The 14,099-nt window shown below is 72.3% G+C and carries 13 protein-coding genes; 12 read left to right on the top strand and 1 reads right to left on the bottom strand.

What is annotated here, in order from left to right:
- The first annotated feature begins 210 nt into the window (after positions 1 to 210).
- The 11 genes from ADK52_RS28610 to ADK52_RS28560 all read left to right on the top strand — a co-directional run bounded on the left by ADK52_RS28610 (position 211) and on the right by ADK52_RS28560 (position 10,718).
- Positions 211 to 471, top strand: a complete 261-nt coding sequence (locus tag ADK52_RS28610) for a hypothetical protein (RefSeq protein WP_078988674.1) — start codon at positions 211 to 213, stop codon at positions 469 to 471.
- Positions 472 to 728: 257 nt separating this feature from the next.
- Positions 729 to 1,271 carry a DUF2617 family protein gene (locus ADK52_RS28605; RefSeq protein ID WP_053692736.1) on the top strand — a complete coding sequence of 181 codons (543 nt, stop codon included), beginning with the start codon at positions 729 to 731 and terminating at the stop codon, positions 1,269 to 1,271.
- Between the two features lie 139 nt (positions 1,272 to 1,410).
- On the top strand, positions 1,411 to 3,051 hold the full coding sequence (locus tag ADK52_RS28600; RefSeq protein ID WP_053692735.1) for a polyamine aminopropyltransferase: 1,641 nt from the start codon (positions 1,411 to 1,413) through the stop codon (positions 3,049 to 3,051).
- 235 nt (positions 3,052 to 3,286) lie between these two features.
- Positions 3,287 to 4,180 (top strand): SRPBCC family protein, encoded by an 894-nt coding sequence (locus tag ADK52_RS28595; RefSeq protein ID WP_053692734.1) that lies wholly within the window; start codon positions 3,287 to 3,289, stop codon positions 4,178 to 4,180.
- A gap of 21 nt (positions 4,181 to 4,201) precedes the next feature.
- A complete protein-coding gene (locus ADK52_RS28590) occupies positions 4,202 to 4,987 on the top strand; it encodes an aldose epimerase (protein ID WP_053692733.1) in 786 nt (261 codons plus the stop codon).
- A 21-nt stretch (positions 4,988 to 5,008) separates the two neighbouring features.
- Entirely contained in the window at positions 5,009 to 5,548 is a 540-nt protein-coding gene (gene pyrE, locus ADK52_RS28585; protein ID WP_030152877.1) for an orotate phosphoribosyltransferase, read from the top strand.
- A 322-nt stretch (positions 5,549 to 5,870) separates the two neighbouring features.
- Entirely contained in the window at positions 5,871 to 6,893 is a 1,023-nt protein-coding gene (gene fbaA / locus ADK52_RS28580) for a class II fructose-bisphosphate aldolase (RefSeq protein WP_030152875.1), read from the top strand.
- Positions 6,894 to 7,005: 112 nt separating this feature from the next.
- Positions 7,006 to 7,419, top strand: a complete 414-nt coding sequence (locus ADK52_RS28575) for a DUF3151 domain-containing protein (RefSeq protein WP_053692732.1) — start codon at positions 7,006 to 7,008, stop codon at positions 7,417 to 7,419.
- A gap of 197 nt (positions 7,420 to 7,616) precedes the next feature.
- A complete protein-coding gene (locus ADK52_RS28570) occupies positions 7,617 to 8,462 on the top strand; it encodes a tryptophan 2,3-dioxygenase family protein (RefSeq protein ID WP_053692731.1) in 846 nt (281 codons plus the stop codon).
- Positions 8,455 to 9,666 (top strand): kynureninase, encoded by a 1,212-nt coding sequence (gene kynU / locus ADK52_RS28565; RefSeq protein ID WP_053692730.1) that lies wholly within the window; start codon positions 8,455 to 8,457, stop codon positions 9,664 to 9,666. Before ADK52_RS28570 ends, kynU begins: the two co-directional genes overlap by 8 nt.
- 167 nt (positions 9,667 to 9,833) lie before the next feature.
- On the top strand, positions 9,834 to 10,718 hold the full coding sequence (locus ADK52_RS28560) for an alpha/beta hydrolase family protein (RefSeq protein ID WP_053692729.1): 885 nt from the start codon (positions 9,834 to 9,836) through the stop codon (positions 10,716 to 10,718).
- Here ADK52_RS28560 and ADK52_RS28555 read toward each other — a convergent pair.
- Positions 10,643 to 11,119: a hypothetical protein gene (locus tag ADK52_RS28555; RefSeq protein WP_234344292.1), complete on the bottom strand. Its 477-nt coding sequence runs from the start codon at positions 11,117 to 11,119 to the stop codon at positions 10,643 to 10,645. The genes ADK52_RS28560 and ADK52_RS28555 overlap by 76 nt on opposite strands.
- A gap of 153 nt (positions 11,120 to 11,272) precedes the next feature.
- Here ADK52_RS28555 and ADK52_RS28550 point away from each other — a divergent pair, with 153 nt between their 5' ends.
- A complete protein-coding gene (locus ADK52_RS28550) occupies positions 11,273 to 14,044 on the top strand; it encodes a PKD domain-containing protein (RefSeq protein WP_053692728.1) in 2,772 nt (923 codons plus the stop codon).
- Positions 14,045 to 14,099 lie beyond the last annotated feature (55 nt).

The raw sequence follows: 14,099 nt of genomic DNA, 5'->3' as shown, positions 1-14,099 counted from the left end.
GCGGGCCGACCCTCGCGATGGCAGAAGGATGCGGGGCGGCGGTTCGGGAGGGGCGGTTCGGGAGGGGCCTCTGCCGCCCGCGGGTGCGCTCATGGGCGTCGTTCCGCGGGGAACCTCTGGACTTGCTCAAGTGTGCTTTGGCCCCGGTGGCCTGCGGGCATCTCCCCTTCACACCCGGGGGGACCGGGCGATGAACGGGGGTTTGAGCTCATGTCTGTTTTCGGTTGGGTGCTGGCCGCGGTGGTCGTCGTGTGCTTCGTGGCTCTGGTCAGGAAGGTGGTCCGTGCCTGGACCGGTGCCGATTCCGGCTCCGGCTCCGGCTCCGGCTCCGGATCCGGTTCGGGCTCCTCGTGGTGGGCGGGCGGGGACGGCTCCTCCGGCGGGTGTTCGAGCGGATCCTCCTGCGGTTCCTCCTCGTCCTGCGGCGGATCCTCGTCCTCCTGCGGCGGTGGGGGCTGCGGTTCCAGCTGACCCGGGTCGGCTGGAAACCGTCCGCGCGGGACCCGTGGGTTGAACACGTGAACTGTGTAGCCCCCGGGGGGATGTAAACCCAATCAAGTTGGGTAAAAACGCTGTGAGTGCCGTGCCTTTCATGATTCCCTCGGTTGAGTAGACCAGTCCTCGGACCTCCCTGGACTTCCTGTGGACCCGTGCCGGTGTCCCCCCACCCGTTGACTACCGCTGGCGGGCCCCGGCCCATCTCCCTCGCGCGTTTGCGGAGCCGACTCATGCTCACGACCCTCCAGACCACCTACACCGACACGCGTGCCGCCGATCTCGCCTGGGCCCTGGGTCGGGACCGGCTGCCCGCCCTGGCCGTACTGAACCTCGAACTGGCGGGTGCGAAGCTGGAGTTGCGCCTCCTCGGCGCCTCGCACCAGGTGCTCCTGGAGGAGGGCGGGGTGCTCTGTTCGGAGACGGTCGCCTGCATGCCCGGCAGCCGTACGCCGCTGCCGCTCGGCGTGGCCAAGCGGATGGGCGACTGGGACTACGAGTTCGCCGCGCGGGTCGAGACCCTGTCGCAGGGCTCGTTCGCGGGGCGGGCGCAGGAGCTGCTCGCGCTGGTCGCGGATCACCCGAACGGATTGGCCGGAACCTTTCCCGGCAGCCCGTACGCCTTCACCGCCATGCTCGCGCAGCACCACGAGGGCCAGGTGCGCTGGCGGACCTGGCACGCGTACCCGCAGGAAGGCCAGTTGGTGGCCACTCGTACGAGGGTCGGCGTGCGCATGGGCGCACCGAGCGGAGCCCTGGAGTCCGCCGCACGGTAGTGCGGGACTGGGCTGGGGCTTCCGGGGCGCGGGCGCCGCGAGCCTCCCCACACGGTTACGCCAACCGGATGGAACGGTGCGCCACTTGCACCCATGTGGGTGACGGGATGTGAGTGGGTGGTGACGTACGGTTCGCTTCATGATCGACCGTTCCGTCCCGCGCCGGGTGCTCCCGGCTCCGGAGCCGCGGGGCGTGGCGACCCTCCCGGCCGCCCTGCCCGTACGGCCCCGGACCGGCCGACTCCTCGTCCTGGCCACCGTGTTCGTCTGCGCCGCCTGCGGCCTCGTGTACGAGCTGGAGCTGCTCGCCCTCGGCTCCTACCTCATCGGCGACTCCGTCACCCAGGCGTCCGTCGTGCTGTCCGTCATGGTCTTCGCGATGGGCGTCGGCTCCCTGCTGGCCAAACGGCTGCGCAGACGGCCCGCCTTCGGGTTCGCCGCCATCGAGGCGGGCCTCGCGCTGCTCGGCGGGCTCTCCGCGATGTCGCTGTACGCGAGCTTCGCCTGGCTCGGCGAATCGCGGCCCGCGCTCGTGGCGTTCTCCTTCGCGATCGGCGTGCTCATCGGCGCCGAGATCCCGCTGCTGATGGTCCTCATCCAGCGCATCCGCAGGCAGGACGCGGGCGGCGCCGTCGCCGACCTGTTCGCCGCCGACTACGTGGGCGCCCTCGTCGGCGGGCTGGCCTTCCCCTTCCTGCTGCTGCCGCTGCTCGGCCAGCTGACCGGCGCCATGCTGACCGGCACCGTCAACGCGGTCGTCGGGGCGGGCCTCGTCCTGTGGCTGTTCCGCCGCGACCTGAGCCGCCGCTCCCGCTGGCTGCTGATCGCCGCGCACCTCACCGTGCTCGCCGTCCTCGCCTGCGCGACCGTCCTCGCCGACGACTTCGAGCGGGTCGCCCGCCACGCCGTCTACGGCGCCGAGGTCCGGGTCGCGCGGCAGACCGGCGTGCAGGAGCTCGTCCTGACCGGCCCCGCCACCGGCTCCCCGCGCTCCCTCGACCTGTTCCTCGACGGCCGGCTGCGGGTCAGCGGCTACGACGAGTACCGCTACCACGAGGCCCTCGTGCACCCCGCGATGACCGGTCCGCACGCCCGCGTCCTGGTGCTCGGCGGCGGCGACGGGCTCGCCGCCCGCGAGGTGCTGCGCTACCGGGACGTCGCCTCCGTCACCGTCGTCGAGCTCGACCCCGGCGTGGTCCGGCTCGCCCGCACCGACCCGATGCTGTCCGCGCTCAACGGCCGGGCGTACGAGGACCCGCGCCTCGGCGTCGTCACGCAGGACGCGTTCCAATGGCTGCGCGGGCCCGCCGCCCGGGACCGGTTCGACGTCATCGTCTCCGACCTCCCCGACCCGGGCATCACCCCGAGCACCAAGCTGTACTCGCAGGAGTTCTACGGGCTCGCCGCGCGGGCCCTGCGCCCCGGCGGGCGGCTCGCCGTGCACGCGGGCCCGCTGGCCACCCGCCCGCGCACCTACTGGACGGTCGAGGCCACCCTGCGCGCGGCCGGCCTGCGCACCGCGCCCTACAGCGCCGGCGGCCGGCTCTCCGGCTTCGCCGCCGGCCCCGACCGCAGCCCCGGCACGTCGGACGCGCCACCGCAGGACTGGGGCTTCGTCCTGGCCGGCCGGGAGCGGGTCCCCGAGCTGCGGGTGGACCGGGACACGCCGTGGCCGCGCTCGCTGTCCACGCAGTCCCTGCGGGACGCCGCGCGCGACGCCGAGCGGACGCGGGTGGCCGGCCTGCCGCCGTCGACGCTGCCGCACCCGAGGTATTCGTAAGCACCGGCCGTTCGTGGGCGCGGGCCGATCCGCCAGCGCCGGCCAGGCGTAGGCACCGGCCACGTGTAAGCACGAGCCAGGCATAGGCACCGGCCACGCGTAAGCACGAGCCAGGCGTAGGCGCCGGCCAAGCGCAAGCACCGGCCATTCGGAGGCACCGGCCATTCGGAGGTACCGGCCATTCGTGAGTGCCGGACCGGGTACGGGAGGGCCTCCCCTCGGTAGGCTCGACCACATGGAGCATCAGGTGTTCGTTCCGGTACCGGCAGACGACCTCCGCGCCGTGCTGCGCGACCCCGCCCGGGTGGCCCGCTGCGTTCCCGGGCTCCAGCAGGACGCCGACGCGGCGTCCGGGCCCGTGTCGGGCCGCCTCAAACTGCGGGTCGGCGGGAACACCGTCACCTACCGCGGTTCCCTGACCGTCACCGAACGGGATCCGGACCGCTTCACCGTGGCCGGCGAGGGCACCGAGATCCGCGGCAGCGGCACCGTCAAGCTGGCGCTCGCGCTGCTGCTGACCCCGGCCGACGACGGGACCCGGCTGGAGTTCACCGCCGAGGGCACCGCCGACGGGCGGGCCGCCGCCTTCCCGCCGGAGGCCACCGCCACCGCCGTCCGCCGCCTCCTGGACCGGGCCGCCGAGCAGCTCGCTGCGCTGGCGGCCGGAGCGGGTGAGCCGGTGACCGACGTCATCGCGGAGGCGGAGGAGGCCGAGGCCGGCGCGGACGGGGAAGAAGGCGCCGACGGCAAGGACGGCGGTGTCACCGACGAGGTCACGGCGTCCGTCTTCGACACCGAAGTGCCGCCCCCGTCCCTGGAGCCCTTCATGGACGGCGATTTCGAGGGCCTCCCGGAGCTCGACCGGATCGGGGAGATCGGCGACATCGGGGACGTCGACGAGTTCGCCGCCGCCGCGCAGCCCCCCGCCGAGGCCGCCCACGCCCGCCGCACCATGATCGGCCGGAGCGCCGAGGAAGTGGACCACGCGCCGCCGCGCGGCCGCTACGCCCCGGTCCCGGCCCCCGCGGCCTCGGGCGCCGGCGCCAGTCTGCGCTGGATCGCCCCGGCCGCCGCCCTGGCGCTGGCCTCGGCGGTCGTCGTCGGCCGAGCCCTGCGACGGCGCCGCTGACCCGTCGTTAGAGTCGGGCGCATGAGTACGCAACTGAGCGCGGGCGGCGCCGAGGTGACCGTCGACCAGGAGAACGGCTGCCGGATCAGCAGTCTGCGCATCGACGGCACGGAGTTGCTGCGCCAAGGGGCGCACTTCGGCGCGTTCCCCATGGTGCCGTGGTGCGGGCGGACCGCGAACGGGCGCTTCCGGGACGGCGGAATCCTCCGCGAGCTCCCGCTCAACCACCCCCCGCACGCCATCCACGGCTTCGGCCGCGACCACCCCTGGCGCAAGGTCCGCCACGGCGACACCGACGCGGCGTTCGTCTACGACCTCGCCGACCCGTGGCCCTGGCCCGGCCGGGTCACCCAGACCGTCGAGCTGACCGCCGAGGGCCTGACGCTCTCCATGGGCGTCGAGACGTACGGCGACTCCTTCCCGGCCCAGGCCGGCTGGCACCCCTGGTTCCGCCGCAACCTCGGCACCGGCGAGGACGCGCGGCTCGACTTCGAGGCCGAGTGGCAGGAGGAGCGGGACGCCGACCACATCCCCACCGGGCACCGTGTCGCTCCCAAGCCCGGCCCCTGGGACGACTGCTTCGGCATGCCGAACGGCGTGGACGTCACCCTCACCTGGCCCGGCGCGCTGGAGCTGAAGGTCCGCAGCCGCGAGGAGTGGGTGGTCATCTACGACGAGGAGTCCGAGGCGGTCTGCGTGGAGCCCCAGTCCGGTCCGCCGAACGGGCTGAACAGCCTCCCGCGCCTGGTCACGCCGGTCGACCCGCTGGAGATCTCCACGACGTGGACGTGGCGCCGGCTCGGTTAGCGCGCCTTTAAGCTCGGGGTCATGACTGATGTACGCGATGCGCTTCTGCAGCAGATCAAGGACAAGGCCGTCGTGCACGGCAAGGTGATCCTCTCCTCCGGCAAGGAGGCCGACTACTACATCGACCTCCGCCGGATCACCCTGGACGGCGAGGCGGCCCCGATGGTCGGCCAGGTCATGCTCGACCTCACCGCCGACCTGGACTTCGACTGCGTGGGCGGTCTGACCCTGGGCGCCGACCCGGTCGCGACCTCGATGCTGCACGCCTCCGCCGCGCGCGGCGGTCGCCTGGACGCGTTCGTCGTCCGCAAGGCGCAGAAGGCCCACGGCATGCAGCGCCGTATCGAGGGCACCGACGTGAAGGGCAAGCGCTGCCTGGTCGTCGAGGACACCTCCACCACCGGCGGGTCCCCGCTGACCGCCGTCGAGGCCGTCCGCGAGGCCGGCGGTGAGGTCGTCGCCGTCGCCACGATCGTGGACCGCGGCGCCGCGGACGCCATCGCCGAGGCGGGTCTGCCGTACCTCACCGGCTACCGGCTCGCCGATCTCGACCTGGGCTGATCCCGCACCCGGGCTGATCCTGAACCTGAGCTGATCCCGAACCTGGGCGGATCCCGCACCCGGGCCGATCCCGCCCGATCGCAGTTGATCTTGTTCGGTCTCGCATGCTGACCCCCGCAGAACTGGTGACTTAGGTCCCCGGTGCTGCGGGCACAGGTCCTGACCTGCTCTTTCCCGGCCGGGCGGAGTGTTTCACGTGAAACGGTCCACCCGGCACGGGTGGAGTGTCGCGCGGAGTCTGGAAAGATGAGCGCGACGGTTACGTCGCCCCCAGGTCAGGGCCAGCAATCGCACACTCCCCGCACATCCAAGGAGCGGACAGATGCCCATCGCAACCCCCGAGGTCTACAACGAGATGCTCGACCGGGCGAAGGCAGGCAAGTTTGCCTACCCGGCGATCAACGTGACCTCGACCCAGACCCTGCACGCTGCACTGCGCGGCTTCGCGGAGGCCGAGAGCGACGGCATCATCCAGATCTCCACCGGTGGTGCGGAGTTCCTGGGTGGCCAGTACAAGAAGGACATGGTCACGGGCGCGGTCGCCCTGGCCGAGTTCGCGCACATCGTTGCGGCCAAGTACGACGTCACCGTCGCGCTGCACACGGACCACTGCCCCAAGGACAAGCTGGACGGCTACGTCCGCCCGCTCCTGGAGGTGTCCGCCGAGCGCGTGGCCCGTGGTCTGAACCCGCTCTTCCAGTCGCACATGTGGGACGGCTCCGCCGAGACCCTGGCCGACAACCTGGCCATCGGCCAGGAGCTGCTCGCCAAGGCCGCCGCCGCGAAGATCATCCTTGAGGTCGAGATCACCCCGACCGGTGGCGAGGAAGACGGCGTCACCCACGAGATCAACGACGAGCTGTACACCACCGTCGACGACGCGATCCGCACCGCCGAGGCCCTGGGCCTGGGCGAGAAGGGCCGCTACCTGCTGGCCGCCTCCTTCGGCAACGTGCACGGCGTCTACAAGCCGGGCAACGTCGTCCTGCGTCCCGAGCTGCTGAAGGACCTCCAGCAGGGCGTCGGCGAGAAGTACGGCAAGACCAGCCCGTTCGACTTCGTCTTCCACGGCGGCTCCGGCTCCTCCGAGCAGGAGATCGCCACCGCGCTGGAGAACGGCGTCGTGAAGATGAACCTCGACACCGACACCCAGTACGCCTTCACCCGCCCGGTCGCGGACCACATGTTCCGCAACTACGACGGTGTCCTGAAGGTCGACGGCGAGGTCGGCAAGAAGTCCACCTACGACCCGCGCACCTGGGGCAAGCTCGCCGAGGCGAGCATGGCCAAGCGCGTCACCGAGGCGTGCGCGAACCTGCGCTCGACGGGCACGAAGCTGAAGTAACACCGGCCGCACCCCGCCGCATCCCGCGTTGAAGGGCCCGGTCCACCGTCTCGCGACGGCGGACCGGGCCCTTCGCCGTGGGAGGAGCTGCCCGATACCCCAGACTTGGGGCATGTCCATTCACCAGAACCTGCTCGGGGGCCCCGCCCCCACCCACCTCCCCGACGAGCCGGGCCGCGAGGCCATCGCCGCCGGCACGCCCGCCGTCGAGGTGGCCGCCGCGCACCCGACCTCCTCCCTCGCCTGGGCGGTCCTCGCCGACGAGGCGTTCGCCGCCGGCCGCACCGTCGAGTCGTACGCGTACGCCCGTACGGGCTACCACCGCGCCCTCGACGCCCTGCGCCGCGCCGGCTGGAAGGGCCACGGCCCCGTGCCGTGGGAGCACGAGCCGAACCGCGGTTTCCTGCGCGCCCTGTACGCCCTGTCCCGCGCCGCCGAGGCGATCGGCGAGAAGGAGGAGTACGAGCGCTGCTCCACCTTCCTGCGCGACTCCTCCGAGACGGCCGCGGACGTCCTCGGCGCCTGAGCCCCATCCGGACCGCCGGGGTCCCGCGCGCGGGCCCCCGGCATGCCGTAGTGTCCGAAAAACACCTGTGACCCCAGTCACACCCCAATAGAGGGAGTCCGCCAACCGGTCCTATGATGCGAGCAGGGGACCGGGGCTCCACTCACCCATCGAAAGGGGCGGACCGCTACCCGGAAGCACGTGTCGAGGAGACAGCGATGTCGAACACCCTTGATGCCTCCGGAGCCGGTTCGGACACCCCGAACCTCGACTTCGCCGGCACGACCCCGTACGAGGACTACGTCCAGGCGGACGTCCTCACCCACCTCCAGCACCTCCGTTCGGACGACCCGGGCGAGATGGTCTTCCTGGTGACGACCCAGGTCATGGAGCTGTGGTTCACGGTCATCGTCCACGAATGGGAGACGGCCGCGAAGGCCCTCCGCGAGGACAGCATCCCCGTCGCGATGGATGCGCTGAAACGATCCCTCCGCGAACTGGAGGCCCTCAACGCCTCCTGGCGTCCGCTCGCCCAGCTCACCCCGGGCCAGTTCAACGCCTACCGCGCCGCCCTCGGCGAGGGCTCCGGCTTCCAGTCGGCGATGTACCGCCGCATGGAGTTCCTGCTCGGCGAGAAGTCGGCCTCGATGCTCGTCCCGCACCGCGGCGCCCCGCGCGTCCACGCGGAGCTGGAGAAGGCGCTCCAGGAGCCCAGCCTGTACGACGAGGTCCTGCGCCTGCTGGCCCGCCGCGGCCTGCCGGTCCCGCAGGCGGTCCTGGAGCGGGACCTCTCCCGGCGGTACGAGCCCTCGCCCGAGGTCGAGGCCGTCTGGACCTCCCTGTACGCGGACCCCGACGCGCAGCTCGACCTCCACCGCCTCGGCGAGGTCCTCACGGACGTCGCGGAGCTCGTCTGGCGCTGGCGCAACGACCACCTGGTCGCCACCCGCCGGGCCATGGGCGCCAAGACCGGCACGGGCGGCTCGGCCGGCGTGACCTGGCTCGAAAAGCGCGCCACGAAGAACGTGTTCCCGGAGCTCTGGACGGCCCGCAGCCATGTCTGACGCGAACGCGAAACTCCCGGCGGACCTCGCGGCCCGCGCCGCCGCCCTCGACACCGCCGACGAGCTCGGCAAGCTCCGCGACCGCTTCACGCTCCCCGACGGCGTCGTCTACCTGGACGGCAACTCCCTGGGAGCGCTGACGACCGGGGTCGCGGCCCGCATCGCCCAGGTCATCACCCACGAGTGGGGCACGGAGCTCATCCAGTCCTGGAGCACCGGCACCTGGTGGACCGCCCCCGAGCGGATCGGCGACAAGCTCTCCCCGCTCATCGGCGCGGCCCCCGGTCAGACGGTCGTCGGAGACTCCACCAGCGTCAACCTGTTCAAGGCCCTGGTCGGCGCCGCCCGCCTGGCCCGCCCCGGGCGCACGCGGATGCTGGTCGACGCCTCCACCTTCCCCACCGACGGCTACATCGCCGAGTCGGCCGCCCGGATGACCGGCCTCACGGTCGTACCGGTCGACCCCTCGCACGCGGCCGAGGCGATGGGGGAGGACACCGCCGTCGTCCTCCTCAACCACGTCGACTACCGCACCGGCCGGCTCCACGACCTCCCGGCCCTCACCGCGGCGGCCCGCGCCGCCGGGGCCGTCACCGTCTGGGACCTCTGCCACTCGGCCGGAGCCCTCCCCGTCGGCCTCGACGAGCACGGCGTCGACCTCGCGGTCGGCTGTACGTACAAGTACCTGAACGGCGGCCCCGGCTCCCCGGCGTACCTCTACATCGCCGCCCGCCACCAGGGGGCCTTCGACTCCCCGCTCCCCGGCTGGAACGGCCACGCGGACCCCTTCGCGATGACCCCGGACTACACCCCGGCGGCCGGCGCGGTGCGCGGCCGGGTCGGGACCCCGGACATCCTGTCCATGCTGGCCCTGGAAGCGGCGCTGGACGCCTGGGACGGGGTCTCGGTGGAAGCCGTACGGGCCAAGTCCCTCGCCCTGACCGACTTCTTCCTGGAGTGCGTGGCCGTGTACGTCCCGGCCGGGAAGGTCGAGTCGGTCACCCCCGCCGAGCACGACCGGCGCGGCAGCCAGGTCTCGCTGCGCACCGAGAACGCCCGCGCGGTCATGGACGACCTGATCTCCCGCGGCGTGATCGGGGACTTCCGCGCCCCCGACGTCCTGCGCTTCGGTTTCACGCCGCTGTACGTCGGTTTCGCCGACGCGGAGCGTGCGGCCCGGACACTGGGTCACATTTTCGGGTGATGTAGGGGCGAAACGTCACGGCAACCGGGCGGGCGGGGCTTCGGCTCCGTCCGCCCCCGCACATCCCCGGCCACGGCCCCCGCCCCCCACCGACACTCCCGTTCCGGCCTGATACGGTCCCGCTCTGCCGGAACTCCAGTCCCACGCGTTACCGAGAGGTTGAGCCGATGACGGACCCCGCAGTCGAACGGGACGCCGCCGAGGCCGCCTCGGCCTTCGCCCACCCGCCGGTCGCCCCGGACGCGACGGGGGCGTACGGGGACCACCCCGACCAGGTGATCGACTTCTACGCCCCGCGCGGCGAGAGCGCCACGGGATCGGTCCCGCTGGTGGTACTCCTGCACGGCGGCGCCTGGCGCGCCCCGTACGACCGGCACCACATCACCCCGCTCGCGGACTTCCTGGCCCGCCGGGGTTTCGCCGTCGCCAACGTCGAGTACCGGCGCGGAAGTTCCCTGCCGCACCAGAACGCCGAGGGGCACGTGGCCGGCCGCTGGCCCGAGACCTTCGACGACGTCGCCGCCGCGATGGACGCCCTCCCGCGGCTCGTCCCGGCCCACCTCCCGCAGGCGGACCCGCGCCGTACCGTCATCACCGGCCATTCCGCGGGCGGCCACCTCGCGCTGTGGGCGTCGGCCCGGCACGTCCTGCCCCCCCAGTCGCCGGCCGCCTGGAGGCTGCCTTCCCCGCCGCTGCTGCGCGGGGTGGTGGCGCTGGCCCCCATCGCGGACTTCGTGGCCGCGGAGGAGCTGGGTGTGTGCGGCGGCGCGTCCGCGCAGCTGTTGGGCGGCGCCTACCAGTGGGCGGAGCGGCTGCCGTTCGCGGACCCGGCGGTCCTGCTGCCGACCGGGATCGCGACGGCCGTCGTCCACGGCCGGGAGGACATCGTGGTCCCGGCGTCGGTGGCCGAGTCGTACGTGGCCGCGGCGGCCGGGGCCGGGGAGACCGTGGGCCTGACCCTGCTGGACGGGGTCGGTCACTTCCCGCTCATCGACCCCGCGGCCGACGCCTGCGCGGTGGTGGCCGAGGAGATCTCGCAGCTCGCCTGGTAGAGGCCGGCGGCGCGGTACAGCAGCAGCGCGTGCACGAACCGGTCCTCGCGCGTGGGCGGGCACCGCCAGGCCAGCGGCCAGGCGCCGTCGAGGGCGGGGACGGGGACGTACGTGGTCCGGCGCGGCCCCGACGCGAGCCGCGTGAATCCGGGTGGCCAGGCCCGGTACGCGGCGCTCCCGACCGGGATCAGGAAGTAGACGGGCCGCCGCCCGTTGGCCTGAACGACGATCGGCCCGGGATCACCGCCCGTGAGCGTGACGAGGAGGTCGGCGAGATCCCGTCCCATGTCACCGTCCACACGTACGGCGTCAAACATCACTCCTGCCTTGCGGATTCCGATACCGGTGGCCGGAATCCAGCTGGGCGCAGGGGAGTTGGGCGAGTGACTTCCAGTGCTCATGGAGCAAGCGTGACGGTTCAGGTCCACCGTTTCCAGGTATCGGACGTGATAGGTGAGAAGTCCGCGCGTTCGGCGCCGAATCGAAGTGACATCGGCTTTCGGACAGCAGAAGATGGTCTCCTTGGTCATCTTTCCGCAAAGGAACCCCTGCTGGTGCGTCCCACTCGTACGACCGTCCTGCTGACCGCGGGTCTGGTCACACTCCTCGGCATACCGGCGGCCACGGCCGCCGATGCCCCCGACTCCCTCTACGTGAACAATCACTTCGATTCCCACTGCACCGACAGCGGATCCGGCTCACAGGCCGTGCCGTTCTGCACGATCTCGGCGGCCGCCAAGGTCGTGGCGCCGGGCCAGACCGTGCGGATCAAGCCGGGCAATGCGTACGACGAAGCCGTCACGATCGACCGCTCCGGGGAGCCCGGCAAGCCCATCGGTTTCGTGGTCGACGCAGAGGGTCTCCCGCTCCGTGTGAGCCTCCGCTCCGGCAGGGGGATGACCATCAGCGGTGCGTCCCACGTGGTGGTCCGCGGCATCACGCTCGCCGCGCCCCTCCAGGTCGGCCGGTCCAGCGATGTCGAGCTGGACCAGATCGTTGCCGGCGCGGGCCGGGACGCCGCCGGGGGCAACGGGGCCGTGGTCGGCGAGGGAAGTGCCGACGTACGCATCACCCGGAGCGCACTGCAAGGCGTCCGGGTCGACGGCGGCTCGCGGAACACCGTGCTCGCCCGCAACGTGATCTCGGGCGTCTCCGCGTCGGCGCTCGGCATGACGGACGCGCCCGGCACCGTCGTCACCAACAACACGCTCCGGGGCCTGTGCTCGGCCACCCTGGCGCTCGGCGGGAACTCGACCGGCTCGGCCGCGTTCAACAACGTGGTCATCACCTCCGCCCGCAGCAGTTACTGCACGTCGGACGGTGCGCGCAACCCGTTCCTGGTCGCCCAGAGCGCGACGGCGGGAACCCGCGCCGACTACAACCTGATCGCCGGCAACGCCGGCCCCGAGCAGGTGTACAGCTGGTCCGGTACCGCGTACAAGGACCCGGCCGCCTTCCAGGCCGGCACCGGGCAGGGCGCGCACGACATCCTCACGCCGTCCTCCGACGGCGTCGGCACCATGGACGGCTCTCCGACCATCGACTCCGCCGACCCGACGGCGCCGGGCGTACTGCCCACCGACTTCAGCGGCTACCCGACCGCGGACGACCCGCGGGTCCCCAACACCGGGCGCAACGGCGGGTACCTCGACCGCGGGGCTTACGAGGGTCAGGACGGCCTCAGCAGAGCCACGATGTCGATCGACCAGAGCTGGGCGCCGGCCGGCACCAAGGTGGAGGTGAAGGCCTCGTCGGACAGCAAGTGGCCCTCCACGATGAGCTACCGCGTCGACTTCGGCGACGGCGCGGAACCGGTCGTCACCCGGCAGGGCGACGCGCCCCAGGCCCTCGCCGCGCACACCTATGCCAAGCCGGGCGACTACGTGGTCAAGGTGACGGCGGTGAGCGGCGTGGGCCGGACGGCCACCGCGGAGCAGACGACCAAGGTGACCGCGGCCGACAAGCCGCTGGCCGCGGACTTCACCGCCTCGCCGGTCCTGCCGGCCTCGGACAGTCCGGACGAGCACGTTCCCCCGCTGACCATGGGGCTCGACCTGAAGTCCACGGTGGCGCCGTGGCCGGTGCAGAGCATGCAGGTCGACTTCGGCGGCGAGGGCGGCGGCTTCGAGTCGCGTGACTACAACTCCCCCGGGCAGCACACGTACAGCGCGCCGGGCGAGTACAAGGTGACGGTCAAGCTCCAGGACGTCAAGGGCGCCACGTCCACGGTGACCAAGACGGTGCGCGTGGACTACCCGGCGTCCGGGTACGTGGCCACCGAGCCCTTCCGCATCGTCGACACCCGGACCCACCTCTGGTCGCTGCGCGGCGGAGAGCCCTGGTCCACGCGCCTGCCGGCCGGCGGGTCGCTCTCGGGCAGCATGACCGCTGCGGTCCTCAACGTGACCGTCACCGGCGCGAGCGAGGACACCCACCTCAGCGTGTCGCCGAACCGCCAGGACCGTCCGGCGACCTCGAACGTCAACGTCCGCGCGGGCGGTACGTCGTCCAACACCGTCACCGTTCCGGTCGGTTCCGACGGTTCCGTGTGGTTCCGGCTCAACTCCGGTGAGGCGAAGCTGATCGTCGACTTCGTCGGCTACTACCAGCCGAACATCGGGCAGCGCTTCAGCCCGGTCACCCCGACCCGCGTCGCCGACACCCGTACGGGTGCGGGCGGCGCGCTCGCCGGCGGCCAGACGCGCACCGTCAAGGTCGCCGGTGTGGGCGGGATCCCCGCGGACGCCACGGCGGTCGCGCTGAACCTGACCGGTACCGGGGCGACGTCGGACACGCACGTGATCGCCTACCCGGACCCGGCGAAGCGGCCCGTGACGTCGAACCTGAACCCGGAGCCGGGCAAGGACAAGTCCAACCAGGCCATCGTGCCGGTGGGCCCGAACGGGACGATCACGCTCTACAACAACGCCGGTTCCACGCACCTGGTCGTGGACGCGGTGGGCTACTACGGCAAGGACGGCAAGGCCCTCTTCACGCCGGTCGTGCCCCAGCGCCTCGGCGACACCCGGACCACCGGCAAGCTGGCCCCGGGCGCGACCACGACCGTGGCCGGGCTGCCGTCCGGCGCGGTGGGCGCGGTGCTGAACGTGACCGCGACCGACACTTCCGCCGCGGGCTTCCTGACCGTCCACGGGTACGGGAGCGCACGGACGGACGCGAGCAGCCTGAACACGCTGCCCGGCCTCACCGTCCCGAACCACGTCACGACTCCGGTCGGGGACGGCAAGGTGAGCGTCTTCAACAGCTGGGGCGGCAGCAACCACGTGATCACGGACCTGCTCGGCTACTTCACCGAGAGCCGCTGACCTGGCCTGACCTGATCGGATCCGACCCGATCTGCCGTGTGTCCGGAGCCGGCCA

The sequence above is a fragment of the Streptomyces sp. WM6372 genome (assembly GCF_001279655.1).
GTDB lineage: Bacteria > Actinomycetota > Actinomycetes > Streptomycetales > Streptomycetaceae > Streptomyces.
The sequence above is the reverse complement of the archived record's forward strand: the minus strand, read 5'-3'. Positions and strand labels throughout refer to the sequence as shown.

Bases quoted from the DNA above. Each gene is read 5' to 3' on its own strand.
- ADK52_RS28610 (WP_078988674.1), top strand. From the start codon at position 211: ATGTCTGTTTTCGGTTGGGTGCTGGCCGCGGTGGTCGTCGTGTGCTTC.
- ADK52_RS28600 (WP_053692735.1), top strand. From the start codon at position 1,411: ATGATCGACCGTTCCGTCCCGCGCCGGGTGCTCCCGGCTCCGGAGCCG.
- ADK52_RS28605 (WP_053692736.1), top strand. From the start codon at position 729: ATGCTCACGACCCTCCAGACCACCTACACCGACACGCGTGCCGCCGAT.
- ADK52_RS28595 (WP_053692734.1), top strand. From the start codon at position 3,287: ATGGAGCATCAGGTGTTCGTTCCGGTACCGGCAGACGACCTCCGCGCC.
- fbaA (WP_030152875.1), top strand. From the start codon at position 5,871: ATGCCCATCGCAACCCCCGAGGTCTACAACGAGATGCTCGACCGGGCG.
- ADK52_RS28560 (WP_053692729.1), top strand. From the start codon at position 9,834: ATGACGGACCCCGCAGTCGAACGGGACGCCGCCGAGGCCGCCTCGGCC.
- ADK52_RS28570 (WP_053692731.1), top strand. From the start codon at position 7,617: ATGTCGAACACCCTTGATGCCTCCGGAGCCGGTTCGGACACCCCGAAC.
- ADK52_RS28590 (WP_053692733.1), top strand. From the start codon at position 4,202: ATGAGTACGCAACTGAGCGCGGGCGGCGCCGAGGTGACCGTCGACCAG.
- kynU (WP_053692730.1), top strand. From the start codon at position 8,455: ATGTCTGACGCGAACGCGAAACTCCCGGCGGACCTCGCGGCCCGCGCC.
- pyrE (WP_030152877.1), top strand. From the start codon at position 5,009: ATGACTGATGTACGCGATGCGCTTCTGCAGCAGATCAAGGACAAGGCC.
- ADK52_RS28575 (WP_053692732.1), top strand. From the start codon at position 7,006: ATGTCCATTCACCAGAACCTGCTCGGGGGCCCCGCCCCCACCCACCTC.
- ADK52_RS28555 (WP_234344292.1), bottom strand. From the start codon at position 11,119: ATGAGCACTGGAAGTCACTCGCCCAACTCCCCTGCGCCCAGCTGGATT.